Source organism: Fuscovulum blasticum DSM 2131 (assembly GCF_003034965.1).
GTDB lineage: Bacteria > Pseudomonadota > Alphaproteobacteria > Rhodobacterales > Rhodobacteraceae > Pseudogemmobacter > Pseudogemmobacter blasticus.
On the sequence record NZ_PZKE01000004.1, the window covers coordinates 206,766 to 229,666 of the forward strand.

28 protein-coding genes and 1 pseudogene are annotated in these 22,901 nt (G+C 68.6%); 10 read left to right on the forward strand and 19 right to left on the reverse strand.

The features are described 5' to 3' along the window. The 4 genes from C5F44_RS06145 to C5F44_RS06160 all read right to left on the reverse strand — a co-directional run bounded on the left by C5F44_RS06145 (window position 1) and on the right by C5F44_RS06160 (window position 2,667). Window positions 1-537 carry an NADPH-dependent FMN reductase gene (locus C5F44_RS06145; protein ID WP_107672627.1) on the reverse strand — a complete coding sequence of 179 codons (537 nt, stop codon included), beginning with the start codon at window positions 535-537 and terminating at the stop codon, window positions 1-3. A gap of 32 nt (window positions 538-569) precedes the next feature. Then, entirely contained in the window at window positions 570-1,040 is a 471-nt protein-coding gene (locus C5F44_RS06150; protein ID WP_235822536.1) for a GNAT family N-acetyltransferase, read from the reverse strand. Next, window positions 1,037-1,423, reverse strand: coding sequence for a GFA family protein (locus tag C5F44_RS06155; RefSeq protein ID WP_181318202.1), 387 nt, complete (start codon window positions 1,421-1,423; stop codon window positions 1,037-1,039). Before C5F44_RS06155 ends, C5F44_RS06150 begins: the two co-directional genes overlap by 4 nt. A gap of 236 nt (window positions 1,424-1,659) precedes the next feature. Further along, the gene (locus tag C5F44_RS06160; protein ID WP_107672629.1) at window positions 1,660-2,667 is read right to left on the reverse strand and encodes an alpha/beta hydrolase family protein; all 1,008 of its coding nucleotides are present in this window, start codon (window positions 2,665-2,667) and stop codon (window positions 1,660-1,662) included. Window positions 2,668-2,800: 133 nt separating this feature from the next. On the opposite strand from C5F44_RS06160, the gene C5F44_RS06165 reads away from it, so the two are divergent. Both C5F44_RS06165 and smc read left to right on the forward strand, forming a co-directional pair. Continuing rightward, a complete protein-coding gene (locus C5F44_RS06165; protein ID WP_146161909.1) occupies window positions 2,801-3,772 on the forward strand; it encodes a helix-turn-helix domain-containing protein in 972 nt (323 codons plus the stop codon). A 130-nt stretch (window positions 3,773-3,902) separates the two neighbouring features. Then, window positions 3,903-7,359 (forward strand): annotated as a pseudogene (gene smc / locus C5F44_RS18235) (chromosome segregation protein SMC). Here smc and C5F44_RS06175 read toward each other — a convergent pair. From C5F44_RS06175 to cbiB, 4 genes are read right to left on the reverse strand one after another with little or no spacing between them, the layout of a single operon-like run. Continuing rightward, on the reverse strand, window positions 7,360-8,595 hold the full coding sequence (locus C5F44_RS06175; protein WP_107672631.1) for a glycosyltransferase: 1,236 nt from the start codon (window positions 8,593-8,595) through the stop codon (window positions 7,360-7,362). A gap of 54 nt (window positions 8,596-8,649) precedes the next feature. Next, window positions 8,650-9,189: an MOSC domain-containing protein gene (locus tag C5F44_RS06180; RefSeq protein WP_107672632.1), complete on the reverse strand. Its 540-nt coding sequence runs from the start codon at window positions 9,187-9,189 to the stop codon at window positions 8,650-8,652. A 25-nt stretch (window positions 9,190-9,214) separates the two neighbouring features. Then, complete coding sequence (locus C5F44_RS06185; protein WP_107672633.1) at window positions 9,215-10,153, reverse strand: glycosyltransferase family 2 protein; 939 nt, start codon at window positions 10,151-10,153, stop codon at window positions 9,215-9,217. A 7-nt stretch (window positions 10,154-10,160) separates the two neighbouring features. Further along, window positions 10,161-11,060, reverse strand: coding sequence for an adenosylcobinamide-phosphate synthase CbiB (gene cbiB / locus C5F44_RS06190; RefSeq protein WP_107672634.1), 900 nt, complete (start codon window positions 11,058-11,060; stop codon window positions 10,161-10,163). 224 nt (window positions 11,061-11,284) lie between these two features. Between cbiB and C5F44_RS06195 the strand changes: the two genes are divergently transcribed. Continuing rightward, window positions 11,285-11,638 (forward strand): hypothetical protein, encoded by a 354-nt coding sequence (locus tag C5F44_RS06195; RefSeq protein WP_107672635.1) that lies wholly within the window; start codon window positions 11,285-11,287, stop codon window positions 11,636-11,638. Between the two features lie 6 nt (window positions 11,639-11,644). Here C5F44_RS06195 and C5F44_RS06200 read toward each other — a convergent pair whose 3' ends face one another. Next, window positions 11,645-12,184, reverse strand: coding sequence for a L,D-transpeptidase family protein (locus C5F44_RS06200; protein ID WP_107672636.1), 540 nt, complete (start codon window positions 12,182-12,184; stop codon window positions 11,645-11,647). 55 nt (window positions 12,185-12,239) lie between these two features. Further along, window positions 12,240-13,412 (reverse strand): MalY/PatB family protein, encoded by a 1,173-nt coding sequence (locus C5F44_RS06205; RefSeq protein ID WP_107672637.1) that lies wholly within the window; start codon window positions 13,410-13,412, stop codon window positions 12,240-12,242. A gap of 207 nt (window positions 13,413-13,619) precedes the next feature. On the opposite strand from C5F44_RS06205, the gene def (C5F44_RS06210) reads away from it, so the two are divergent. The 5 genes from def (C5F44_RS06210) to C5F44_RS06230 all read left to right on the forward strand — a co-directional run bounded on the left by def (C5F44_RS06210) (window position 13,620) and on the right by C5F44_RS06230 (window position 16,367). Continuing rightward, window positions 13,620-14,135 (forward strand): peptide deformylase, encoded by a 516-nt coding sequence (gene def / locus C5F44_RS06210; RefSeq protein WP_107672638.1) that lies wholly within the window; start codon window positions 13,620-13,622, stop codon window positions 14,133-14,135. 50 nt (window positions 14,136-14,185) lie between these two features. Beyond that, complete coding sequence (gene def, locus C5F44_RS06215; protein ID WP_107672706.1) at window positions 14,186-14,674, forward strand: peptide deformylase; 489 nt, start codon at window positions 14,186-14,188, stop codon at window positions 14,672-14,674. Continuing rightward, on the forward strand, window positions 14,671-15,171 hold the full coding sequence (gene def, locus C5F44_RS06220) for a peptide deformylase (protein WP_107672639.1): 501 nt from the start codon (window positions 14,671-14,673) through the stop codon (window positions 15,169-15,171). Before def (C5F44_RS06215) ends, def (C5F44_RS06220) begins: the two co-directional genes overlap by 4 nt. Next, the gene (fmt, locus tag C5F44_RS06225) at window positions 15,172-16,068 is read left to right on the forward strand and encodes a methionyl-tRNA formyltransferase (protein ID WP_107672640.1); all 897 of its coding nucleotides are present in this window, start codon (window positions 15,172-15,174) and stop codon (window positions 16,066-16,068) included. Window positions 16,069-16,133: 65 nt separating this feature from the next. Beyond that, window positions 16,134-16,367 (forward strand): GlsB/YeaQ/YmgE family stress response membrane protein, encoded by a 234-nt coding sequence (locus tag C5F44_RS06230; RefSeq protein ID WP_107672641.1) that lies wholly within the window; start codon window positions 16,134-16,136, stop codon window positions 16,365-16,367. On the opposite strand, the gene C5F44_RS06235 is transcribed toward C5F44_RS06230, so the two are convergent. The 9 genes from C5F44_RS06235 to C5F44_RS06275 all read right to left on the reverse strand — a co-directional run bounded on the left by C5F44_RS06235 (window position 16,360) and on the right by C5F44_RS06275 (window position 21,690). Further along, on the reverse strand, window positions 16,360-16,860 hold the full coding sequence (locus C5F44_RS06235) for a TetR/AcrR family transcriptional regulator (RefSeq protein WP_107672642.1): 501 nt from the start codon (window positions 16,858-16,860) through the stop codon (window positions 16,360-16,362). The two genes, C5F44_RS06230 and C5F44_RS06235, sit on opposite strands and share 8 nt — an antisense overlap. 48 nt (window positions 16,861-16,908) lie before the next feature. Next, a complete protein-coding gene (locus C5F44_RS06240) occupies window positions 16,909-17,559 on the reverse strand; it encodes a trimeric intracellular cation channel family protein (protein WP_107672643.1) in 651 nt (216 codons plus the stop codon). Beyond that, on the reverse strand, window positions 17,556-18,017 hold the full coding sequence (gene rnhA / locus C5F44_RS06245) for a ribonuclease HI (protein ID WP_107672644.1): 462 nt from the start codon (window positions 18,015-18,017) through the stop codon (window positions 17,556-17,558). The genes C5F44_RS06240 and rnhA overlap by 4 nt, the downstream gene beginning before the upstream one ends. After that, entirely contained in the window at window positions 18,017-18,472 is a 456-nt protein-coding gene (locus tag C5F44_RS06250) for a DUF3429 domain-containing protein (RefSeq protein WP_107672645.1), read from the reverse strand. Before C5F44_RS06250 ends, rnhA begins: the two co-directional genes overlap by 1 nt. Beyond that, window positions 18,469-19,086 (reverse strand): LysE family translocator, encoded by a 618-nt coding sequence (locus C5F44_RS06255; RefSeq protein ID WP_107672646.1) that lies wholly within the window; start codon window positions 19,084-19,086, stop codon window positions 18,469-18,471. Before C5F44_RS06255 ends, C5F44_RS06250 begins: the two co-directional genes overlap by 4 nt. A gap of 22 nt (window positions 19,087-19,108) precedes the next feature. Further along, window positions 19,109-19,588 carry a hypothetical protein gene (locus C5F44_RS06260; RefSeq protein WP_107672647.1) on the reverse strand — a complete coding sequence of 160 codons (480 nt, stop codon included), beginning with the start codon at window positions 19,586-19,588 and terminating at the stop codon, window positions 19,109-19,111. 9 nt (window positions 19,589-19,597) lie between these two features. Next, complete coding sequence (gene ispH / locus C5F44_RS06265) at window positions 19,598-20,545, reverse strand: 4-hydroxy-3-methylbut-2-enyl diphosphate reductase (RefSeq protein WP_107672648.1); 948 nt, start codon at window positions 20,543-20,545, stop codon at window positions 19,598-19,600. A 72-nt stretch (window positions 20,546-20,617) separates the two neighbouring features. Next, complete coding sequence (locus C5F44_RS06270) at window positions 20,618-21,055, reverse strand: YqaA family protein (protein ID WP_107672707.1); 438 nt, start codon at window positions 21,053-21,055, stop codon at window positions 20,618-20,620. Between the two features lie 59 nt (window positions 21,056-21,114). Continuing rightward, a complete protein-coding gene (locus C5F44_RS06275; protein ID WP_107672649.1) occupies window positions 21,115-21,690 on the reverse strand; it encodes a LabA-like NYN domain-containing protein in 576 nt (191 codons plus the stop codon). 158 nt (window positions 21,691-21,848) lie between these two features. Between C5F44_RS06275 and folK the strand changes: the two genes are divergently transcribed. Beyond that, a complete protein-coding gene (gene folK, locus C5F44_RS06280) occupies window positions 21,849-22,418 on the forward strand; it encodes a 2-amino-4-hydroxy-6-hydroxymethyldihydropteridine diphosphokinase (RefSeq protein ID WP_235822538.1) in 570 nt (189 codons plus the stop codon). A gap of 91 nt (window positions 22,419-22,509) precedes the next feature. Next, on the forward strand, window positions 22,510-22,863 hold the full coding sequence (rpoZ, locus tag C5F44_RS06285) for a DNA-directed RNA polymerase subunit omega (protein WP_107672651.1): 354 nt from the start codon (window positions 22,510-22,512) through the stop codon (window positions 22,861-22,863). Window positions 22,864-22,901 lie beyond the last annotated feature (38 nt).

The following is a 22,901-nucleotide window of genomic DNA, read 5'->3' on the forward strand; positions in this document are numbered from 1 at the left end:
TCAGCCCCCCGCTGCCTTGCGCAGCGCCTGCATCAGCTCATCCAGAACCTTCTGATAACGCGGGTCTTTCAGGCGGCCATCGGCATCGAAAGCATTGCCGCTGTCGGCCACCAGAACCTCGGGGCCGGTCAGAAGGTGGGGCTGGAACGGTGTCAGCATCAGCCGCAGGGCGAATTGCGACCTGTCCCCGCCACCACGGCCGCCGGCGGCGGAGATGATGGCGACGGGCTTTTCCTTCCACGGCCCGCCCTTGGTGCGGCTGACCCAGTCAAGCGCGTTCTTCAACACGCCGGGGGGCGCCTTGTTGTATTCCGGCGTAGCGATCACGATGGCATCCGCCGCGGCGATCTGGCCGGCAAGTGTTTGCACGGGTTCGGGAATTCCCTCCCGATCCTCCAGATCGCCGTCATAGAGCGGAAGCCGCAGGTCGGCCTCGGTGTAATGGGCCGCGCCAAAGGCCAGGCGGGCCTGTGCCAGCAGAAGGCGGTTGGTCGAGCCGGAGCGCAGGGCGCCAGGGATGCCGAGAAGGGTGAGCATGAGGGGCTCCTTTCCCGGCTCAAGCTAGACTGTCAGGCGGTTGGCGCAAGGGGGCGGCGGAAGGTGACAGAGGTGGGCCTGGCGTAGCCCGCATGGGCGGTGCGGCGGGTTTCGACAAAGTCAAGGGCGCGGAATGTGGCCTGATTTTCAACCAGTTCCACCCGCGTCTGCAATTCCAGCGCCGGCAGGCCCAGGGCGCGGGCACGCCTTTCGGCAAGGTCGATCAGGCGGCGGGCAAGGCCCTGGCCGCGATGCGGGGCGGCGACGGCGAGCTTGCCGATGTAAAGGGCGCCCGGCTTTGCGGTCAGGAAAACGCAGGCGGCCGGCGGGGTGCCGATCGCCCAGACCTCAGCCTTCGCCGCCTGTTCGGCGATGGCGGCGGCGGTCAGCCGGTGCATCGAGGAGAGCGGGTCGATCCGACCTTCCATGAAGGCGAATTCGGTCTGGATCAGGGTCAGGAGGGCCGACCAATCAAAGGGCGCAAGGCATTGATACGGCGTCATTTCAGGGGAAGCCCGTCACAAAGGTGAAGCCAGGGCAGCTTTTCGATGCTGTTGACATGTTCGGTCGGGGCATAGGCCGCGGGATCGTCCAGCGTGGCGGCGTAGAAGTGGGTTTCCCCCGGGAAACGGGTGGACCGATAGGCCATCTGGGTGCCGCAGACCGGGCAGAAGTCACGCCAGGTTCCGGGGGAGGAGGGGTAGGTCGCAGGGGCGGTGCCGGTCCAGCTCCAGGCGCCGTTGGCGATGCCGAAGAACGAGGTGAAGGGAGAGGCGGTGGCGCGGCGGCAGCTTTCGCAATGGCAATGCGCCTGCCAGAGCGGGGTGGCGGTGCAGCGGTAGGTGACGGCGCCACACAGGCAGCGGCCGGTGAAAGGCGGGATCATGGCGGCCTCTTTTCCGGGCATCGGACGGTGGTTTGCGATGCGATGCAACGGGCGGCAGCGTGCGTTGGGTTAACCTGCTGAAATGGCGTCATATTTTTGGTGCAGGCAAGGTATGGCCGACGTATGATCTGCGTATGGTTCATGTGCATAAGGCGCCGGCGGACCTGCGCCGTTAACCATTTTCCGCGAATCAGGGGGGCGGGCGTCGGAACCCGCCCCCCCCGGTTGGCCGGTCTTCAAAGACCGACCGCTGCGGCCACATCTTCGATGATCTGCGCGTGGACGGCGGCGCGGTCCGAGCCTGCCGGATTGTCGCAGACCGGATCATCCCCTTCGTCGGCCAGCAGGGCGGGGCCCTGCGCGGTGCAGAGGCCGAGGAAGGAGAAATGCCAGGCGGGATTGATCACGGTGCGACTGGCATCGGGCAGGCGGGCGATGAAATTCGAGCCGTCGGGGCCAATATCGACCGCGGGCCAGACATGATCGGGGCCGCCGAGGGTGACGAGGTGCACCGGAGGCAGGCGGGAGAGGCTGTCGTCGATGACCGCATAGGTAAAGGCGGGATCGACGGCGACGATGCGGGAGAGGCCATCTATCCGCATGTCGGCCTGAAATTCGGGCGGCAGGGCATGTGGATCGACGCCGCCCTTGGCCATGAACAGGCAGTCAGGGGCATCGGTGCCGAAGCGGTCACAATAGGCGGCATAGGCCTTGGCATCGAACAGCGCGCCGCCTGCGGCCAGCACGGTGGCGCCGCCGAGTGAGAAGCCGAGGGCGGTGACATTTCCGGCGTCGATCCGGGGGCCGAAGGCCGGGTCGGCCTTGAGGGTTGCCAGAAGGGCGGAAAGGTCGCGGGTGCGGTCAATGGTCATCGGCAACTGGCGGGGGCTGCTGTCGCCGGAGGTTGCGCCGGGATGGTTGACACCGGCCACGATGGCGCCGCGGGCGACCAGCCCTTCGGCCAGCCAGCCAAGGTTTTCGATGTTGCCGCCCGAGCCGTGCGAGAGGATGACCAGCGGGTGCGCGCCTGCCGCGATGGCGGGGCCGACCTGAACCCTGGTCCCGGCAAAGGCGGGGTTGGCGCCGAGGGGGACCGTGTAGGTTTCGGATGCGGCCGGATACCAGATGGCGGCCTGCAGCGGGCGGGGCCGGTGGGGGGCGTCGATGGTGAGGTGATCGAAACCGGGAAGGGATTCGGCACTGGCAGCGGTGGAGAGCAGGAGGAGGGCGAGCACGGTTTTCATCGGATCTGGCCTTTCTGAGGAGGTTGCGATGAGGCTCTGATGCGGCAGGTGAGGTGGTTTGGCGTCCTGAAACCGGTTTCAGGTCGCGCGGGACGGGTTCAAGGACGTATGAGAGCAGTGAAAGGAGATGCCGATGCCGACCTTGCCTGTTCCGATCTTCGTGGCGCTTGTGCTGGGGTTTCTGGGGCTGCGCGCCTGGGCCAAGGGGGAAACGCCGCCGCCGCTGCTGGTTCTGATTGCGGCCTGCGCGGTGCAGGCGGCCGTAGTGGCGGGGCGGCTGCATTATGGGATCGAGGCCTTGAGCTGGGTGCAGCCCGTTCTGGCACTGGCCTTGCCGCCGCTGGCCTGGGTGGCCTTTGTTTCGGCCACGCGTCGGCCCTTGCGGCTGGGCGATCTGTGGCATCTGGCAGGGCCGGGGTTCGGGCTGTTCGCCCGGATCTTTGCGCGCGAGGTGCTGGATGCCGCGATCCTGCTGTCGTTCCTGGCCTATGGCGCGGCGGTGCTGCTGGCGCTGCGTGGGGCGGGCGAGATGGCCCATGCGCGGCTGGGCGCGGGCGAGCGGCCGCTGCGCCTGTGGCGCTGGCTGGGCTGGGCGCTGGTGGTGTCAGGGCTGACGGATGGGGTGATGATGGGCGCGGCGGTGCTGGGACATCAGGCCTGGCTGGGCTGGATGGTGACGGTGTTTTCAACCGCCTCGCTGCTTGCGCTGGGGGCGCTGATGCTGGCCGACGAGGTGGCGACGGTGGCCGAGCCGGAGGAGCCGCCGCGCGCAACCGCGGGCGACGCGGACCTGGTGCAGGCGCTGGACAGGCTGATGGCCGAGAAACGGCTGTGGCTGGACCCGGATCTGACGCTGGCGCGGATTGCGCGGCGGCTGGGGGTGCCGGCCAAGGCCTTGTCCGCTGCGGTGAACCGGGTGAAGGGCGAGAACATCAGCCGGGTGGTGAACGGCTGGCGGGTGGCCCACGCAGCCGAGTTGCTGCGCGGAGGGGCAACGGTGACCGAGGCGATGCTGGCCAGCGGCTTTGCCACCAAATCCAACTTCAACCGCGAGTTCCTGCGGGTGACCGGCAAGGCGCCGAGCGGCTGGCGGAGCGAAGGGTAACCGCCAGCCGACAGGGGTGGCGCGAGATGTTGTGGATAAGGCGGGCGGGGGACGCCATTGATTGCGGGCTGCGGTTGACTCGTCGCGGGAAAGCGAGAGGATCGGGGGTTGGGCGAGTCGAGAGGGACAGGTGCGTTTCACCAAGCTGCGGCTGAACGGGTTCAAGAGCTTTGTGGACCCCACGGATCTGGTGATCCATGAGGGGCTGACCGGCGTGGTCGGCCCGAACGGCTGTGGCAAGTCGAACCTGCTGGAGGCGCTGCGCTGGGTGATGGGCGAGAACCGCCCCACGGCGATGCGCGGCGGCGGCATGGAAGACGTGATCTTCAACGGGGCGGCCACCCGGACGGCGCGGAACTTTGCCGAGGTGGCGCTGATGATCGACAACGCCGACCGGCTGGCGCCGAGCGGCTTCAACGACAGCGACATGATCGAGATCGTCCGGCGGATCACCCGCGATGCCGGCAGCGCCTATCGGGCGAACAGCAAGGAAGTGCGGGCGCGCGATGTGCAGATGCTGTTCGCGGATGCCTCGACCGGCAGCCACAGCCCGGCACTGGTGCGGCAGGGGCAGATTTCCGAGCTGATCAACGCCAAGCCGAAGGCGCGGCGGCGGGTGCTGGAAGAGGCGGCGGGGATCTCGGGCCTGTATGCGCGGCGGCACGAGGCCGAGCTGAAGTTGCAGGGCACCGAGCAGAACCTGACGCGGGTGGACGACGTGCTGGAGCAGTTGGCCCAGCAGTTGAGTGTGCTGACGCGGCAGGCCCGGCAGGCGGCGCGGTATCGCGAGATTTCCGAAGAGCTGCGGCTGGCGGAAGGCATGTTGCTGTATCGCCGCTGGCGCGAGGCGGACGAGGCGCGGGGGCTGGCCGAGGCGGGTCTGCGTGAGCGGCTGATCGCGGCGGGGCAGGCCGAGGCGGCGGCCCGCGCGGCGGGCAAGGCGCGCGAGGCGGCCGAGGATGCGCTGCCGCCGAAGCGCGAGGAAGAGGCGATTGCGGGCGCGATCCTGCAACGGCTGATCCTGCAGCGCGAGGCGCTGGGCGATCAGGAAGCGCGCGCGATGGCGCTGATCGAGACGCTGCGGGGGCGGATCGCCCAGCTTGGCGCCGATATGGAGCGCGAGGCCGGGCTGAACCGCGACGCGGGCGAGGTGATCGGCCGGCTGGACTGGGAGATTGAACAGATTTCCCGCGCGCATGAGGGGCATGACGAGCGGCTGGCCGAGGCGGTGGAAGCCGCGCGCGAGGCGGGCGCCATCCTGACCGACCGCGAGACGCTGCTGAGCGAGGCGACCGAGGATTCGGCGCGGCTGGCGGCGCGGCACCAGTCGGCGGCGCGGCTGCTGGCGGAAACGCAGGCCGGGGTGGACCGGGCCGAGGCCGAGGCGGTGCGCGCGCGCGAGGCGGTTGCGGCGGCGGAAACGGCGGTGGCCGACGGCGGAAGAGGCGCAGGCAGCCGCCGAGGAAGCGCGCGAGGTGGCGGCGGAACTGGCGGAACAGTCCGAGGCGGCGCTGGAGGCGGCCGAGGCGGCGCGGGCCGAGGTGCAGGGCCGCGAGGCCGAGGCGCGGGCGGCGCGCAGCGAGGCCGAAGGCGAGGCCAGCGCCCTGCGGGCCGAGGCGGGCGCGCTGGCGCGGCTGGTGGACCGCGAGGCGCAGGCGGGGCATCAGATCCTGGACCGGCTGGTGGTGGAGCCGGGTTATGAGGCGGCGCTGGGCGCGGCACTGGCCGATGACCTGCGCGCCCCCGAGGTTGCGGCGGGCGAACGGTCGGGCTGGGGGCTGCTGGAACCCTATATCGCGCCCCAGCCGCTGCCCGAAGGGGTGGAGCCGCTGGCCGACCGGGTTGAGGCGCCGGGGGTGCTGGCGCGGCGGCTGTCGCAGATTGGCGTCGTCAGCCGTGAAAAAGGTTTTCATCTGCAAGAGGCGCTGAAGCCGGGGCAGCGGCTGGTCAGCCTGGAGGGCGACCTGTGGCGCTGGGACGGCTTCCGTTCCGGGGCCGAGGACGCGCCCAGTGCGGCGGCGCTGCGGTTGCAGCAGTTGAACCGGCTGCAGCGCCTGAAGGGCGAGCTGAGCGAGGCCGAGGCGCGGGCCGAGGGCGCGCGCGCGGCGCATGAGGCGTTGCAGGCGCGGCTGGCCGAACTGGCGCGGGCCGACCAGATGGCGCGCGATGCGCGGCGGGCGGCGGATCAGCGGGTGTCCGAGGCGGACCGGGCGCTGAGCCGGGCCGAGGCCGACCGGGCGCTGGCGGGCGGCAAGCTGGAAGCGGCGCGGTCGGCGGTGGCGCGGTTCGAGGATGAGGCGATGTCGGCCCGTGGCCGGGCGCGCGAGGCCGAGGCGGCGGCGAAGGAGCTGCCCGACCTTGAGGCGGCGCGCAACGCGGTGGAGGCGGCGAAGATCACCGTCGAGGCGGCGCGGATCGCCATGCTGACGCGGCGCAGCGCGCATGACGAGGTGCGCCGCGAGGGCGAGGCGCGGGTGCGGCGCCGGCAGGAGGCGATGAAGGAACTGTCGGGCTGGAAGCACCGGCTGGAGACCGCAGAGCGCCGCAGCGCCGAACTGGCCGAGCGCCGGGCCGAGGCCGAGGCCGAGCTGGACGATGCCAGCGCGGCGCCCGAGGAGATTGCCGCCAAGCGCGAGGAACTGGACGAGGCGATTGAAACCGCCGAGGCGCGGCGGCGCGTGGCGGCCGAGGCGCTGGCCGAAGCCGAGACGGCCCTGCGCGAGGCGCAGATGGCCGAACGCGAGGCCGAGCGCATGGCGGGCGAGGCGCGCGAAGGCAAGGCACGGGCCGAGGCGCGGCTGGATGCGGCGCGCGAGGCGGTGGCGCTGGCGGCCGAGCGGATTGCCGAGGAGGCGGACCGCACGCCGCAGGAACTGCTGGTTTCGCTGCGCAGCGATCCCGACAAGATGCCGGCGGCCGATGTGCTGGATCAGGACGTGGCGCGGCTGAAACGCCAGCGCGAGGCGCTGGGGGCGGTGAACCTGCGCGCCGAAGAGGATGCCGCCACGGTTTCGGCGGAATATGACGCGCTGGCCAAGGAAAAGGGCGATCTGGAAGAGGCGGTCAAGAAGCTGCGCGCCGGGATTGCCGGGCTGAACCGCGAAGGGCGCGAACGGCTGCTGACGGCGTTTGAACAGGTGAACGCCAGTTTCGGCGCGCTGTTCACCCATCTGTTCGGTGGCGGCGAGGCGCGGCTGGTGCTGGTGGAAAGCGACGATCCGCTGGAGGCGGGGCTGGAGATCATGTGCCAGCCGCCCGGCAAGCGGCTGGCAACGCTGAGCCTGCTGTCCGGCGGTGAGCAGACGCTGACCGCGCTGGCGCTGATCTTCGGCGTGTTCCTGGCGAACCCCGCGCCGATCTGCGTGCTGGACGAGGTGGACGCCCCGCTGGACGATGCCAACGTGACGCGGTTCTGCGACATGCTGGACGAGATGACCCGGCGCACCGAGACGCGGTTCCTGGTCATCACCCACCATGCGGTGACGATGGCGCGGATGGACCGGCTGTTCGGCGTGACCATGCAGGAACAGGGCGTCAGCCAGTTGGTCAGCGTTGACCTGAAGAAGGCCGAGGCGCTGGTCGCCTGATCAGGTGGCATCCATCGCTGCGCGGACGGTGGCGAAATGCGCCTGCCAGGTGGGAATGGGCGGCGGGGCCAGGCGGCGCGGCGGGCCGGTGAAGGACAGGATTCGGGTGATCCAGTCCTCGGGCGCGTCGGGCGGGCAATAGGCCGGATAGGTGCCGGCGATTTCGCGATAGACCGGCAGATCAGAGGCGATGACCGGAATCCCGTCGCGGGCGACCTCCATCAGGGGCAGGCCATAGCCTTCGGCAAAGCTGGGCATCAGCAGGGCGTTGACTGCGCGCAGAAGCGCCTGGACGGTGGCATCATCGGGCCGGTCCAGCACATGAATTGCGGTGCCCCGCAGCGGCGAACGGTCAAGCCGGGCGCGAAGTTCCTCGACCTTCCAGCCCCAGCTTCCGGCGATCACCAGTTGCGGCAGGTGCTGGGGCGGAATGCGGGTGGCCATCCGATCCCAGGCCTCGACCAGAAGGCCAAGGTTCTTGCGCGGCTGGATGGTGCCAAGGGCCATGAACAGGGGCCGGTCGGGTGCAATGCCGGGGGGCAGCGGGCCGGGCGGCACGGCGGGGCGGTCATGCAGGCCGAGATGGGCCACCACGGCGGGCGGCGGCGGCAGGTTTGGGGCCAGCATCCGGGCATTGCGCAGATAATCGGCCCGGGTCACCGCCGAGTTGCAGAGGATCAGATCGGCGTCGCGCAGGGTTTCGCGGACAAGGGCGGCGGCGGCGGTCGAATCCTCGAAATGCCATTCGGGATGGTCCAGCGGCAGCGTGTCATGAATGAGGATGGCCGTTTTCACCCCGGCGGCGCGGAAGGTGCGGAACCGCGCTTCGGGCATGGGGCGGTGGCTGACGCCAAGAAACCAGGCCCCGGCGGGGAACAGCCTGCGCAGGCCCGGAAGCAGGCGATCATTCTCGCCGGCGGGAACCCGTCGCAGCAGCGCGTGGCGCATGACGGCGAAGCGCAGCGCGGCGCGGGTGCGGCCCAGCCGCAGCAGAAGCCGCGACAGCGGCGGCAGATCGGCCGGGTCGCGCCGGGCGATCCAGTTTGCCAGCACCTGCCCTGCCCCGGGGCCAAGGACCGAGACGGTGCCGCGATGTTCCAGAAAGAAATAGGCAGGCTCGGGTGCCGAGGCGAGCAGGGCAAGCCAGGCCCGTTCAACCCGGCCGATGCCGGTGGTGAAGGGATCAACCGCGTGGGGCAGCGGCATCGTGATGTCGAAAAGGATGGGTTTTCGCATCGGCAGCCCCGTTATGGCGAGGGCGCGCGGTTGCCGTGCGCCGTTCAGACGGTTCTAGAGCCTTGCGATTGTATCGCCTACGGCAATTTCGCCATCGGCGACAATGGCGCAGAGGATGCCGCGCAGGCGCAGCGGCGGGTGGCCGGGCATCGTGATCCAGTCTTTCGCGGCGGCGCCGTAGCGGGCCTTCCACTTGACGCAGCCATCGTTGAACAGGCCCGAGACGCGCAGCGTTGCGGTGCCGGCGCGCAGCAGGGTGCCTTCGGGCAGGTTCGCCTCGGTCGTGTCAAGATCGGCAAGGATGGTGTCGCCGGGATGCGGCTGGTCGGGGTGGATGCGGACAAGATCATGCACGCGGCTGGGCAGGATCGAGACCTGGATCGCCGGATCGGGGCGGCCGTCGGGCAGCCGCGCCCAGGGGGCGGTCAGCCAGCGTTCGCCGGGCACGCCTTCGGCCACGGTCAGGCGCAGCCGGTCAGGGTGGGTGCGCTGGTTGTAGCCGGGGCGGAAGGTCAGTTGGCGCGCAACGGTCGCCTGTTTCGGCGCGGCCAGCACCTGCGGCAAGGCCGCCATCAGCGCATCCATGGTGATCATCGGCGGGGCCTTTCGCAAAGCGGCATCAGGATTGCGCCAGAAGGTCGGCCACCTTGCGGCGCAGATCAAGGTTCACCTCGACCAGACGCCCTTCCTGCCACAGGATTTCGGCCATCTCCGGGGTCAGCATCTGGGTGGCGGTATAGAAGGCGTCGATCTGGTCCGGTGTGGCCCCGGACAGGGCCTGCAACAGGGCTTCGTTCTTCTGATAGGCGCCGCGCGCCAGACGGAAGGGCAGGGCCGCCGTCCACTTGGCGCGGTCCTGGGCGTGGAAATGCAGAAGTTTCACCCGGCGGTCCATCGGGGGGCCGTCCATGCGGACACCGTTCATCGAGCCGCCATGCAGGCGCGGGGTGAAGCCGGGCACGCCGGTGCGGAAGAAGGCCTTGCCGACGGAATGGGACAACATGCCGTTGGGCATGGCCGGGGCGTAACGCCCGAAGATGATGTCGCGCAGAAAGGCGCGCGGGCCTTTCAGGGGGCCGCGGAAGAGGCGGGCGGTGAAGATGTCATCGGGAAGCGACGGGTCGTGCATCGCCTCGAACGGTTCCAGCCGCACCATGGGGTGATGGGCCGGGGCCGAGGCGAGGATTTCGCCCATCGGCCGGTCAGGCAGCAGGAATTCATCCACGTCGATATGGCCGATCCACGGCAAGGGGCAGAGGCGCCAGGCGCGCAGCGCGTTGCGGGCCTGCCGGTTCTGGTGCCGGTCGGGGCGGATGCCGTTGCCGACCCGGGCCCAGTATTCAGGGGTGCAGCGCAGCACGGAAACGCGCGGAATATCCTGCACGGCGGCGATGGCCGGATCATCGGGATCGTCAAAGCACAGGGTAATGGCGGCGGCGCCCAGATCAAGGTGATGGGCCAGGAAGGCAAGAACCTGGTCCTGCGGGGCCTTGATCGTGGCGACCAGCGCCCAGTCGATGCAGGCGGGCGGATCTTCTGGCGGCAGGTCTTCTGTCATGTGAAACCTAAACCAGGGCGAACAGCAGGACGAGGGCCAGCATCCCGGCCCAGGCCCGCCAGAGCGCGGCGCAGGCGGCGTCGATGTCGTCGGGGCCGGGGTCGCGGCGGCCTTCGGGCCAGACCCAGGGGAAATCTGTCATCTTGCCGACATAGCTGCGCGGGCCGGCCAGCGCAACGTCCAGCACCGGGGCCAGAACGGATTCGGGCCAGCCCGCATTGGGGCTGCGGTGCTTGGGCGCGTCGCGCAGCACGGGGGCCGGGTCGAACCAGCCGGAGGTGAGCGCGATGAGCAGCGCGGTCAGCCGGGCGGGGATGAGGTTCAGAAGATCGTCAAGGCGGGCTGCGGCCCAGCCGAATTCGCGGTAGCGCGGGGTCATGTGGCCGATCATGCTGTCGGCGGTGTTGGCCATCTTGTAGGCCAGAAGGCCGGGCAGGCCGCCGACAAGGAACCAGAAGGCCGGGGCGATGACGCCATCGGAAAGGTTTTCCGCCGCACTTTCGATGGCGGCGCGGGCGACATCGGGTTCGGCCATCGGGGCGGTGTCGCGGCCGACGATCATGGAGACGGCACGCTTGCCATCCTCAAGACTGCGACGCAGCGCGGTGGCGACGGCGCGGACGTGATCGACCAGCGAACGCTGCGCCAGAATGATTGCGGCGACAATCACTTCGATCACGCCATGATCGGGCAGGATGTGGATCAGCCAGCCGGTCAGGGCGGCCAGTGCCACCAGAACGGCAATGACCAGAACGCCTGCCGCACGGCGGCCCGGGCCGCGGTTGAAACGGGTTTCCGCCGCCGCGATCAGGCGGCCCATCAGCACCGCGGGATGGGGCAGGCGACGCCAGAGCCAGTCGGGTTCACCGAAGAGCGCGTCGAGGATCATGGCAAGGACAAGGGTCATGGGGTGAACCGGGGCAAATCGGGGGGCGAATCGGGCTGGGGCAGGGATGCCCCGGTTGGACCGGATTGGCGGGGGTGCCGCAAGGGAAAGATCGCCCGGACGGGGGGCAGGGTGCGGCAATGCTGCAACTGGGGCTTCACATTCCTGCAACAGAGAGGGTGCAGAAAGAAGCAGGCTTGATTTTGGCGCGCGGCGACACAGAGTTGAGTCAGAGGAGAGAGACCATGCTGGAATTCCTGCCGACCCATGTGAGAGACGGTCTTGAGGCGGCGCGCAAGCGCGAGCTTCGCAAGCGGTCGCGGCTGCGGGTGCAGGTGGGCGATGCGGTCTATCCGGTGCTGCGGTTCTGGCACGACGGCTTTGCGCTGGATGCCGATCTGGCCCCGGGCAAGCTGCGCGGTCTGGTCGATGTGTTCGACGGATCGCGGCATGTGTTCCAGTGCCTGATCGTGGCCTCGGCCAATGAGGACGGCGAATTGCTGTGCGAATTCAAGCGCGCGACGGCCGTGACCGACCGCCCTGCGCTGGACTATCTGCGCGACGAGAACGCGCCGGTGGGCTATCTGCCCCGGGCCTGAGCGGGCCTAGGGCCGGATCTCGACCGGGGTGCCGGTCGGGGTGGCGGCCCAGATTTCCCGCATTTCGGCATTGGTCACGGCGATGCAGCCGGCCGTCCAGTCCCCCTTGACGATATAGCCTTCGGGCAGGCTGTTCGGCTGGCCGTGGATCATGATGTCACCGCCGGGATCATAGCCGCCCGCACGCGCGCGGGCGCGGTCTTCTGCCTGCGGGTAATCCAGGCCCAGCGACAGGTGATAGGCCGATTTGTCGTTGCGGCGGTTGATGGTGAACACGCCTTCGGGCGTGCGGCCATCACCCTGGCGCGCCTTGTCGCCGGCGGGGGTGAAGCCAAGGGCGATGCGGTAGCTGCGCACCGCCTGACCGGCCTGCATCAGCACCATGCGGCGGGCGGCCTTTTCGATGACGATGCGGTCAACGGTGCCAACCAGCGGCGGCAGGGGCTGCGGCACCGGCGCCGGGGCCGGGCGCACCCAGAGGAGCGCCGCGGCACCGATCACCGCCAGCAGGACAAGAAGGGCAAACAGCCGGGCAATCGTCTTCATGGCCGGGAAACTAGCGCAGCAGGTGCTGCGGTGCCATCACGATGCTGCGACACCCTTATTGCAAGTCGGCGAACACCTTTTGCAGCCGGTCAACCGCCTCGGCCACCTGGGCGCGGGGGGCGGCAAGGTTCAGCCGCAGGAAGGTTTCGCCGCCGGGACCGAAGCTGTCGCCGTGGTTCGGGGCGATCTGTGCCTGTTTCTGCACCCGGTTCAGGATTTCCGCCTTGGTCATGCCGGTGCCGGCGAAATCGACCCAGGCCAGATAGGTGGCCTCAAGCGGCATCGAGCGCAGGCCGGGAATGGCGTTCACGCCCGCGTCGAACAGGCGGCGGTTGCCGTCCAGATAGGCCACCAGCGCATCGACCCATTCGGCCCCTTCGGGTGAATAGGCGGCGGTGACCATGTGCATCCCGAAACTGTTGGACGAGATGCCAAGCGCCATCATCCGGTCTGCGAATCTCTGGCGCAGGGCCGGATCCGCGATGATGACATTGCCGGTATGGGCGCCGGCGATGTTGAAGGTCTTGGTGGCGGCGGTCATCATCACCAGACGGTCGGCAATTTCAGGCACGGCCTTGGCCATGACGTGATGTGTCTGGCCGGGGAACACCAGATCGTGGTGGATCTCGTCCGAGACCAGAATCAGGTTGTGACGGCGGCAGAAATCGGCGGTGGCCTGCAGTTCGGCCAGGGTCCAGACGCGGCCGCCGGGATTGTGCGGGGAACACAGGATCAGCATCTTCTCGGCGCCGGTCATCTGGGCATCCCAGGCGTCGAAGTCCATCTCGTAGCGGCCATTGACGGTTTTCAGATGGCAATCCACCACGCGGCGGCCGGCGGCCCGGATGGTGCGGGCGAAGGCGTGATAGACCGGCGTCATCAGCACCACCCCGTCACCGGGCTGGGTGAAGGCGTCGATGCACAGCCCGGTGCCGTTCACCAGCCCGTGTGTGGTGAAGATGTGCGAGGGATCGACCTGCCAGCCGTGGCGGCTGTCCATCCACCAGCGAATCGCCTCAAGATAGGGGCGGTCATCGCCGAAATAGCCGTAGACGCCGTGCGACAGCATCTTTTCCAGCGCCCGCTGCACCGATTGCGGGGGGCGGAACTCCATGTCCGCGACCCACATGGCGATGCCGGTGTCGGCCGAAACGCCATAGAGGGATTCCATCATGTCCCACTTCACGCAGTGGGTGCCCTTGCGGTTGATCGGGGTGTCGAAGTTCATGCTGGCTTGCCGTGGTTGTGTCTGTTGTTCCTGATAATCCGGCCTTGGTGGGATGTCATTCTGATTTTACCGGAACATTTGGTAATTTGATCCAAAAGTGGCAAATAAACCGGGAAATCATACCCGGTGCGACCGATGCGCGCCCCGGGCGCGGGGGTGATGCGGCCCTCTTGCAAGGGGGGGCTTGGTTCCCCTAGATCAGGGGCCATGATCCGCAACATCCTCATCCATCCCGATCCCAGGCTCAAGAAGGTATGCGAGCCGGTCCGCGACATCACCCCCGAGGTGAAGGCGCTGGCCGCCGACATGCTGGAAACCATGTATGTCGCGCCCGGCATCGGGCTGGCCGCGCCGCAGGTGGGCGCGATGATCCGGCTTCTGGTGATGGATTGCATCAAGGACGGCCCGGCCGAGCCGATGGTGCTGATCAACCCGGAACTGGTCTGGGCGTCGGAAGATGTGTCGATCTTCGAGGAAGGCTGCCTGTCGCTGCCGGAACAATATGCCGAGGTGAAGCGCCCCTCGATCGTGACGGTGCGCTGGATGGATCTGGACGGCGCCCCGCAGGAGCGCACCTTTGACGGGCTGTGGGCGACCTGCGTGCAGCACGAGATGGACCATCTGGATGGCAAGCTGTTCATTGACTATCTGGGGCCGATGAAGCGGCAGATGGTGCTGCGCAAGCTGGAAAAGGTGAAGCGCGAGCGCGCCCGCATGGGGTGACCTTGCGGCGCTGATCGGTTATGGCGCGGGCAGACAAGGAAGGTGATCCGATGATCCTGCCCATTCTGCGCTGGCCCGACCCGGTTCTGACAACGCCCTGCGCCCCCGCCGTGCTGTCTGATGACCTGCGGGCGCTGGCGGACGACATGCTGGACACGATGTATGCCGCGCCGGGGCGCGGGCTGGCGGCGCCGCAGGTGGGGCGGCTGCTGCGGCTGTTCGTGATGGATGCGGGCTGGAAGGACGGCCCGCGCACGCCGCGCGTGCTGGTGAACCCCGAGGTGGTGGAACTGATGGGCGCGCGGGTGGTGGGGCCGGAGGGCTGTTTGTCGATTCCGGGGCCGGTGACGCAGGTCGAACGGGCCGAGGCGGTGCGGATGCGCTGGACCGATCTGGACGGCGGGCCGCAGGAGGCGGTGCTGACCGGGTTCGAGGCGATCTGTGCCCAGCATGAGTATGACCATCTGGACGGCATCCTGACGCTGGACCGGCTGTCGCCGCAGGCGCGGGCCGAGGCGGAAGCGGCGGTGCTGGCATGAGCGTGCGCCCCTGCCTGCCCTGGCCGCATCCGGCGCTGAAGACCCCGGCGCGGGATGTGGAGGCGATCACCGACGAGATCCGCGCGATCTGGGAGGACATGATCGAGACCATGGACGCGATGCCCGGCGTGGGGCTGGCGGCGGTGCAGATCGGTGTGCCGCTGCGGCTGGCCGTGGTGGACTGTTCCGACAGGCGCGGGCAGGCGATCCGTATGGCCAACCCCGAGGTGCTTCATGCCAGCGTGCAGTTGCGCGAGCATGAGGAAGCCTCGCCCAACCTGCCGGGGGTTTCGGCGGTGATCGCGCGGCCGCGCGCGGTGACGGTGCGGTTCCTGAACGACCGGGGCGAGACCGAGGAGCGGGATTTCGTCGATCTCTGGGCGACCAGCGTGCAGCACCAGATCGACCATCTGGCGGGCCGGATGTATTTTGACCGGCTGTCGGCGCTGAAGCGGAAGATGCTGATTGCCAAGGCCGACAAGCTGCGGAGGCGGTAAGTGAAAATCATTTTCATGGGAACGCCCGAGTTCAGCGTGCCGGTGCTGGAGGCGCTGGCGCAACAGCATGAAATCCTGTGCGTTTACAGCCAGCCGCCCCGCCCTGCCGGGCGCGGGAAAGAGCTGCGGAAAACTCCGGTTCATGCCCGGGCCGAGGCGCTGGGCCTGAGCGTGCGCACGCCGGTTTCGCTGCGCAGCGAAGAGGCGGCGAAAGCGGTGGCCGATCTGGGGGCGGATGTGGCGGTGGTGGTGGCCTATGGGCTGATCCTGCCGCAAGCGGTGCTGGATGCGCCGCGCCTTGGCTGCCTGAACATCCACGCCTCGCTGTTGCCGCGCTGGCGCGGGGCGGCGCCGATCCACCGCGCGATTCTGGCGGGCGATGTGGAAACCGGCATCTGCATCATGCAGATGGAGGCAGGCCTGGACACCGGGCCGGTGCTGCTGCGCGAGGCGACCGCGATCGGGGCGGGCGAAACCACCGCCGAGCTGCACGACCGGCTGAGCGGGATGGGCGCGCGGCTGATCGGGGTGGCGCTGGACCGGCTGGGCGAACTGACGCCCGTGCCGCAGCCCGAGGACGGCGTGACCTATGCCGCCAAGATCGACAAGGCCGAGGCGCGGGTGGACTGGACGCGCCCGGCGGTGCAGGTGGACCGGCAGATCCGGGGGCTGTCGCCGTTCCCCGGCGCCTGGGTGCCGGTGGGCGGGGAACGGGTGAAACTGCTGCGGTCGCGGCTGGCGGCGGGGACGGGCACGCCGGGACAGGTGCTGGGCGGGTTCACCATTGCCTGCGGCGAGGGCGCGGTCGAGGTGCTGGAGGCGCAGCGCGAGGGCAAGCGGCCGATGCCGGCGGCCGAGGTTCTGAAAGGGCTGGTGCTGCCGCCGCATCTGGGCTGACGCGGCGTCTGGTGCCGGGGCGGTGCAGCCCCCATATTGGGGGCACGGAACGCGCGGAGGCTGCGATGCCCTTTTTCATGCTGATGATCATCGGTGCGGCGGCCGGGTTTCTGGCCACCCGGCTGATGAGGCTGGAGACCGATGTGCCGACCACGGTGGCCATCGGCGTGTTCGGCGCGCTGATCGGCGGCTTCATCCTGCGGGCGCTGGTGGCGATGCTGGGGGCGGTGGCCGGCTTTGTGGGCGCCTTTCTGGGCGCGCTGGCGCTGATCTGGCTGTGGAAGACTTATATCAGGTAAGCCGGCGCGCCAGATCCTTGATGCGGATTTCGGGATCTTCCCACAGGATCTGGCCCTGCCAGACCGCAAACAGCACCTGCGCGGCGCTGCGGGCCTTTTCGCCGCTGCCGATGCGGCGGGCCAGCGCGGCCTCGATCTGGGCACGCCAGACGGCGCCGGCTTCGCGGGCGACCGGATCGCGGGTGCCCAGCGACAAGAGCAGCGGCGCCTTGCGGGCGGTGGGGTCCAGCGCCTTGAGAAACCCTTGCGGACCCTTGCCGGTGGTGGCGGCATCGGCGGCGGTGGCGGCTTCGGTCAGCACGGCCCAGCCATCGCGGGCGGCGGCGGAGAGCATCCCTTCGACGCTGCCATAGCGTTGCGCAAGGGTTGATCCGGCCAGTCCGGTGGCACGGGCCACGCTGCCGAAGGAAACCGATTTTTCGCCCCCTTGCGCGTAAAGACGGCGCGCGGCGGCAAGAACCTGACTGTCGGGAAGGGTTTTCTGGCGTGGCATGGGGCCAGAATGGGCGAACCCGTGTTCGGTTTCAAGGGAAAGCTGTGGTCACGGTCCGCGCTTGGGCTGGTCGGGCTGGGGCGGGCGGGTGCGATAGACCGGCAGGCGCCAGCCGAAGGCCAGGCTGCCCGCGCGCAGCACCAGCACCACAAGGGCGCAGGCGGCCAGCGCGCCCATCTCGGGCGCGCCGGCAACGCCGGCCAGCACGGCTGTGCCTGCGCCGGCAAAGGCACAGGTGACGTAAAGTTCGCCCTGTTTCAGAACCAGCGGCACCTCGTTGCAGACGACATCGCGCATCAGCCCGCCCAGGCAGCCGGTGACCATGCCCATGACAATGACGATGGGCCAGTCCTGCCCCGAGGCCTGGGCCGCGGCGACGCCGGCCGGAACGGCGGCGGCCAGGGCGAAGGCGTCAATCCACAGCAGGGCGCGGTAGCGGCTTTCCAGCAGATGCGCGGTGAAGAACACCAGGATGGCCGCGGCGGTGGCGACGGCCAGGATCACCGGATCGGCCACCCAGAACACGGTGCGGTCAAGGATCGCATCGCGGGTGGTGCCCCCGCCGGTGGCGGTGAGGCAGGCGATGAAGATGAAGCCGACGACATCAAGCTGCGAGCGCGAGGCGACCAGCGCGCCGGTGACGGCAAAGACCGCCACGGCGGCGTAATCCAGCAGTTGGAGCGCCGTTTCGGGCGTCATGCGGCAGAGGGTTTGTAGGGGGCCATTCCGGCCCGGGCCAGCGCGTCGGCGCGTTCGTTTTCGGCATGGCCGGCGTGGCCCTTGATCCAGCGCCAGGTGACGGAATGGCGGGCCTGCGCGGCATCAAGCCTTTGCCACAGTTCGGCGTTCTTGACCGGCTTCTTGTCGGCGGTTTTCCAGCCGTTGCGTTTCCAGCCGTGAATCCATTCGGTGACGCCGTTCTTCACATAGGCGCTGTCGGTGACGATGGTCAGGGCCGAGGGGCGGGTCAGGCTTTCCAGCGCGGAAATCGCCGCCATCAGCTCCATCCGGTTGTTGGTGGTCTGCGGCTCGCCTCCCGAAAGTTCGCGTTCCTTGAGGACGGCACCGTTTTCGCGCGCAAGGAGCAGGACGCCCCAGCCACCGGGGCCGGGATTGCCGGAGCAGGCTCCGTCTGTATAGGCGAAAAGATCGGGCATCAGAGCAGCGCCACGGAAAGGCAGGCGACCACGACCGCGGTAAGCAGAAGGCGCAGCTTCATCCACCAGCGCGGGGCAAGGCCCTGGGCGGCGAAGGTGGCGTCCAGCAGCAGCAGGCCGACGAAGCCGGCGATCAGGAAGATCGACGAGGTGTCGCTGGCATCGGTGACGGTGAAGAACACCCAGAGCGCGGGGATGACCGCCAGCGCATAGGGCAGCGGGCCGGCCTCGGGCGCGCGGGCGGCAAAGCCCCAGAGCGCGCCGGACATGAAGGACAGGATCACCGTGCCATAGGTGAGGCCGACGTACGACCCCAGGAACATGGGCGGCAGCCAGGTGGCGCCAAAGGCGGCCACGGCGGGGAAAAGCTGGGTGGCGGCGGACCAAAGGAACGGGAGTAGCCCGGCCAGGCCAAGCGCCAGCGCGGCGGGGGGGATGCGGCGGTCGTCGGTCACGGGGCACGCTCCAGCGCGAGGCGGGCGCCAAGCGCCGCGAAAGACGCCGCGAAGGCGCGTTTCATCCAGGTCAGCACCGAGGGCGAGGACAGGATGGCCTTGCGCCCCGAGGCCGCGACGACGGCATAGAGGAGGAAGGTGAGGAAGGTCATCACCGTGAAGCCGGTGCCCAGTTCCAGCAGCGGGCCAAGGCCGGCGGCATGGGCGGGCAGGAATTGCGGCAGGAAGGCCACGAAGAACAGCGGCAGCTTGGGGTTGAGGATGTTCAGCAGGATGCCGCGGGCAACCAGCCTGCGGGGCGACCCGCCGTCCGACGCCTCGACCGCAAGCGAGCCGGTGGATTGCAGCACGGCCCAGGCCATCCACAGCAGATAGGCGACGCCGGCGTATTTGATGGTCTGGAACAGCACGGCCGAGGTGTGCAGCACGGCCGCCAGCCCTGCCATGGCCACCACCATGTGCAGGACAGTGGCGATGGTGCAGCCGATGGTAGCCCAGAAGCCGGCCCGGAAGCCGCCGCCAAGGGTGACCGACAGGGTATAGACCACGCCGATGCCCGGCGTGATGCAGACGATGAAGGCGGTCAGCAGGAATTCCGGGGAAAGCGCTGTCATGGGGATCCTTGGGCGGGAAGGGTCAGGTGTCTTTGAGGAAGCGGTTGCGCAGGCGTTGCGGGATGGCGGCGGTGATGGCGGTCAGCACGGCGTTGACGCGCGGGATGTCGGCTTTCGCGGGAAAGGCCGGCAGGTTGATCTTCTGGCCGTCCAGATAAACCGCACCGCCGCTTGCGCCCCCGCCTACGGGAATGTCTTCTTCCTTGCGGGCGGGCTTGCGGTCAAGACCCTGTTCGGTGACGGCGGCGCGGATGCCGGCCAGCGCATCGGCGCCGACGGTGGCTTTGCGCGTCTTGCAGGCGGGGCCTTCGGTTTCATAGCCCTTGCAATGTTTCAGGGTAAGGTGGCCGTCAGCCAGGATGGTGACCGAGACATCCCAGGCGTATTCCGGCGGCAGGCTGCCCGAATTGGCCCAGTAGGTGGCCAGAACGGGGGCGTCTTCGGCCTGGCCGGCCAGCGGCACGGACAGCAGCGTCAGCGTCAGGGCAAGACGGCGCAGCATGACGACCCCCTAGTCGCGCAGGACTTTCGGAACCTTGAACTCGACCCGCTCGACCGTGGTTTCCACCGGCTCGACCGTCAGGTCATAGCGGGCGCGGAAGGCGTCGATCACTTCGTTCACCAGCACTTCGGGCGCGCTGGCCCCGGCCGTCAGGCCAACCGAGCGGGCCTCTGCCAGCGCGGGCCAGTCGATTTCGGACGCGCGCTGCACCAGCATGGAATAGGCGCAGCCGGCGTTGCGGCCCACCTCGACCAGACGTTTCGAGTTCGAGGAATTGGGCGCCCCGATCACCAGAAGCGCGTCGATCCTGGGCGCCACGGCCTTGACCGCCGCCTGCCGGTTGGTGGTGGCATAGCAGATGTCTTCGCGGCTTTGCGATTCGATGCCGGGGAAGCGGCGGATCAGCGCGGCGATGATGTCTTTCGTATCGTCCACCGACAGGGTGGTCTGGCTGATATAGGCCAGTTTCGCGGGATCGCGGACCTGAAGCGTGGCCACATCTTCAACCGTTTCGATCAGCAGCACCTCGCCCTCGGGCAACTGGCCAAGGGTTCCCACCGCCTCGGGGTGGCCGCGGTGGCCGATGTAGATCATCTGCAAGCCCGCCTCGGCATGGCGGGCGGCTTCCAGATGGACCTTGGTCACCAGCGGGCAGGTGGCATCGACGGCAATCATGTTGCGGCGCCCGGCCTCGGCCGGAACGGATTTCGGCACGCCATGGGCGGAAAACACCACCGGCCGGTCATCGGGACATTCGTCCAGTTCCTCGACGAAGACGGCGCCCTTGGCGCGCAGGTCATCGACCACATATTTGTTGTGGACGATCTCATGCCGGACATAGACCGGGGCGCCCCATTTCTGCAGCGACATCTCGACGATCTTGATGGCGCGATCGACACCGGCGCAGAAGCCGCGCGGCGCGGCAAGATAAAGCGTGAGGGCGGGCTTGTCGGTCATTCGCGGCCTCGGGCGATGGGCAGGGATGGGGCCAGAGGTAAGGCCAAAGGGCGGGCGGGTCCAGTGGGGGCGTCAGGAGGCCGCGCCGATGACCCCGGCGGCGACCAGCGCCAGAACGATGTAGCGGGCGGTCTTGGCCAGCGCGACAAGGGCCAGGAACAGGGGCAGGGGCACCCGCATCAGGCCCGCCATCGCGACCAGAAGATCGCCCCCCGGCGCCCAGGACAGCAGCAGCGACCACAGCCCCCAGCGATTCCACCAGCCCTGCGCGCGGGCCAGCCGGTCGGGTGTCAGCGGAAACCAGCGCCGGTCGCGGAAGGATTCGGCACCGCGCCCCGCCGCATAGGTGACGCAGGAGCCCAGCGTGTTGCCGACCGAGGCGACGAGGACCAGCCAGACGGCCGGCCAGCCCGCCGCCTGTAGGGCGAGGAACACGATTTCGGACTGGGCGGGAAACGGGGTGGCGGCCAGGAAGGCGGCCGCGAACAGGGCAAGAAGGCCGCTGGTCATACCGCGGTCATTCCGGGCGCAACGGTCGGGCACCGGGGAAAACCCGGCGCCCGGACCCATCACTTCGCGTCAAGCGTGGCATCCTCGGGATGCGCAGCGCGCGGTTCGCGCGGCGGGCGACCGATCACGTCGCGCAACTCGTCCAGTTCGATGAAATTGTCGGCCTGGCGGCGCAGTTCGTCGGCGATCATCGGCGGTTGGCTGCGGATGGTCGAAACGACCGAAACCCGCACACCCTGCCGTTGCAGGCTTTCGATCAGCGGGCGGAAATCGCCGTCGCCCGAGAACAAGACAATGTGATCAAGACGGGGGGCGAGTTCCATGGCATCGACGGCAAGTTCGATGTCCATGTTGCCCTTCACCTTCCGGCGGCCCTGGCTGTCGGTGTATTCCTTGGCGGGCTTGGTGCGCATGGTGAAGCCGTTGTAGTGCAGCCAGTCGACCAGCGGACGGATCGGGGAATAGTCGTCGTTTTCCAGAAGGGCCGTGTAGTAGAAAGCGCGCAGCAATTTGCCGCGACGCATGAACTCCATGCGCAACAGTTTGTAATCAATGTCAAATCCCAGGGCCTTGGCGGCCGCATAGAGGTTTGACCCGTCGATGAACAGCGCAAGCCGCTCGTCCTTGTAGAACATCAGTGACTTCCCTTCGAAATACGCCCCCGGCGAGCAACTTCCTGGATGGGTGGAACTGGAGTATCGAGACCCGGTGGGGAACAAAAGGCAGATAACGCCGGGCGGGCGGGGCGACAAGGGAACTATAGGATATGAATTTGACGCGAGATAGCGAAGCCATGCACGCCTTGATTGCCTTCGGCGCCAATCTGCCACTGGGGGGGCAGAGCCCGGCGGCAACGCTGCTTCTTGCGGCAGAGCGGCTGCGGGCGCCCGGCATGACCCTTGTCGCGATGAGCCGGCTTTACCGGACGCCCTGCTTTCCGGCCGGGGCGGGGCCTGACTATGTGAACGCGGCGGCCGTGCTGCGGGTTGCGGGCGATGTGACGCCCGAGGCGGTGCTGGCGCATCTGCACAGCGTCGAGGCCGAGTTCGGCCGGCAGCGCGAGGTGCGCTGGGGGATGCGGACGCTGGACATCGACCTGCTGGCGATGGGCGGGCTGGTGCTGCCCGATGCTGCCACCGCGGACCGCTGGCGCAGCCTGCCGCCCGAGGAGCAGGTGGGGCGCGCGCCGGACCGGCTGATCCTGCCGCATCCGCGGTTGCAGGACCGGGCCTTCGTTCTGGTGCCGCTGGCCGAGGTGGCGCCGGACTGGGTGCATCCGCGCAGCGGGCAGAGCGTTGCCGCGATGCTGGCCGCGCTGCCGCAGGCCGACCGAGACGCGGTGGTGCCGCTTGAAGCGGGGTGAAACCCCCGTGATCCGGGCGATTCCACGCTTGTCAACGGGCGGCTTCCGGCGTAAGGAGGCAGCTTCCTAGCCCAAGAGACTGAGGTGTCCGATGGCCCGCGTGACGGTCGAAGATTGCGTTGACAAGGTGCCGAACCGGTTTGAACTGGTGCTGCTGGCCGCCCATCGGGCGCGCGAAGTGGCGTCGGGCGCCCCGCTTACCATCGACCGCGACAACGACAAGAACCCCGTCGTTGCCCTGCGCGAGATTGCCGAGGAAACCCAGGGCGCCGACGTGCTGCGCGAGCGCATGATCGAAAGCTATCAGACGCAGATCGAAGTGGACGAGCCGGAAGAGGACCAGATGGCCCTGCTGATGGCCGGCGAGATCGACCGCCCGGTGGTGGACGACATGTCGGAAGAGAAACTTCTTCGCGCGCTGATGGAAGCCCAGGGCGAGAACTGAGGCGGCACCAGATCGGGAGAAAATCCCGGCAGGCAGGG

Excerpts from the sequence above, each read along its gene's own strand:
- C5F44_RS06145 (WP_107672627.1), bottom strand. The coding sequence starts at position 537 with ATGCTCACCCTTCTCGGCATCCCTGGCGCCCTGCGCTCCGGCTCGACC.
- C5F44_RS06150 (WP_235822536.1), bottom strand. The coding sequence starts at position 1,040 with ATGACGCCGTATCAATGCCTTGCGCCCTTTGATTGGTCGGCCCTCCTG.
- C5F44_RS06155 (WP_181318202.1), bottom strand. The coding sequence starts at position 1,423 with ATGATCCCGCCTTTCACCGGCCGCTGCCTGTGTGGCGCCGTCACCTAC.
- C5F44_RS06160 (WP_107672629.1), bottom strand. The coding sequence starts at position 2,667 with ATGAAAACCGTGCTCGCCCTCCTCCTGCTCTCCACCGCTGCCAGTGCC.
- C5F44_RS06165 (WP_146161909.1), top strand. The coding sequence starts at position 2,801 with ATGCCGACCTTGCCTGTTCCGATCTTCGTGGCGCTTGTGCTGGGGTTT.
- C5F44_RS06175 (WP_107672631.1), bottom strand. The coding sequence starts at position 8,595 with ATGCGAAAACCCATCCTTTTCGACATCACGATGCCGCTGCCCCACGCG.
- C5F44_RS06180 (WP_107672632.1), bottom strand. The coding sequence starts at position 9,189 with ATGATCACCATGGATGCGCTGATGGCGGCCTTGCCGCAGGTGCTGGCC.
- C5F44_RS06185 (WP_107672633.1), bottom strand. The coding sequence starts at position 10,153 with ATGACAGAAGACCTGCCGCCAGAAGATCCGCCCGCCTGCATCGACTGG.
- cbiB (WP_107672634.1), bottom strand. The coding sequence starts at position 11,060 with ATGACCCTTGTCCTTGCCATGATCCTCGACGCGCTCTTCGGTGAACCC.
- C5F44_RS06195 (WP_107672635.1), top strand. The coding sequence starts at position 11,285 with ATGCTGGAATTCCTGCCGACCCATGTGAGAGACGGTCTTGAGGCGGCG.
- C5F44_RS06200 (WP_107672636.1), bottom strand. The coding sequence starts at position 12,184 with ATGAAGACGATTGCCCGGCTGTTTGCCCTTCTTGTCCTGCTGGCGGTG.
- C5F44_RS06205 (WP_107672637.1), bottom strand. The coding sequence starts at position 13,412 with ATGAACTTCGACACCCCGATCAACCGCAAGGGCACCCACTGCGTGAAG.
- def (WP_107672638.1), top strand. The coding sequence starts at position 13,620 with ATGATCCGCAACATCCTCATCCATCCCGATCCCAGGCTCAAGAAGGTA.
- def (WP_107672706.1), top strand. The coding sequence starts at position 14,186 with ATGATCCTGCCCATTCTGCGCTGGCCCGACCCGGTTCTGACAACGCCC.
- def (WP_107672639.1), top strand. The coding sequence starts at position 14,671 with ATGAGCGTGCGCCCCTGCCTGCCCTGGCCGCATCCGGCGCTGAAGACC.
- C5F44_RS06230 (WP_107672641.1), top strand. The coding sequence starts at position 16,134 with ATGCCCTTTTTCATGCTGATGATCATCGGTGCGGCGGCCGGGTTTCTG.
- C5F44_RS06235 (WP_107672642.1), bottom strand. The coding sequence starts at position 16,860 with ATGCCACGCCAGAAAACCCTTCCCGACAGTCAGGTTCTTGCCGCCGCG.
- C5F44_RS06240 (WP_107672643.1), bottom strand. The coding sequence starts at position 17,559 with ATGACGCCCGAAACGGCGCTCCAACTGCTGGATTACGCCGCCGTGGCG.
- rnhA (WP_107672644.1), bottom strand. The coding sequence starts at position 18,017 with ATGCCCGATCTTTTCGCCTATACAGACGGAGCCTGCTCCGGCAATCCC.
- C5F44_RS06255 (WP_107672646.1), bottom strand. The coding sequence starts at position 19,086 with ATGACAGCGCTTTCCCCGGAATTCCTGCTGACCGCCTTCATCGTCTGC.
- C5F44_RS06260 (WP_107672647.1), bottom strand. The coding sequence starts at position 19,588 with ATGCTGCGCCGTCTTGCCCTGACGCTGACGCTGCTGTCCGTGCCGCTG.
- ispH (WP_107672648.1), bottom strand. The coding sequence starts at position 20,545 with ATGACCGACAAGCCCGCCCTCACGCTTTATCTTGCCGCGCCGCGCGGC.
- C5F44_RS06270 (WP_107672707.1), bottom strand. The coding sequence starts at position 21,055 with ATGACCAGCGGCCTTCTTGCCCTGTTCGCGGCCGCCTTCCTGGCCGCC.
- C5F44_RS06275 (WP_107672649.1), bottom strand. The coding sequence starts at position 21,690 with ATGTTCTACAAGGACGAGCGGCTTGCGCTGTTCATCGACGGGTCAAAC.
- folK (WP_235822538.1), top strand. The coding sequence starts at position 21,849 with ATGCACGCCTTGATTGCCTTCGGCGCCAATCTGCCACTGGGGGGGCAG.
- rpoZ (WP_107672651.1), top strand. The coding sequence starts at position 22,510 with ATGGCCCGCGTGACGGTCGAAGATTGCGTTGACAAGGTGCCGAACCGG.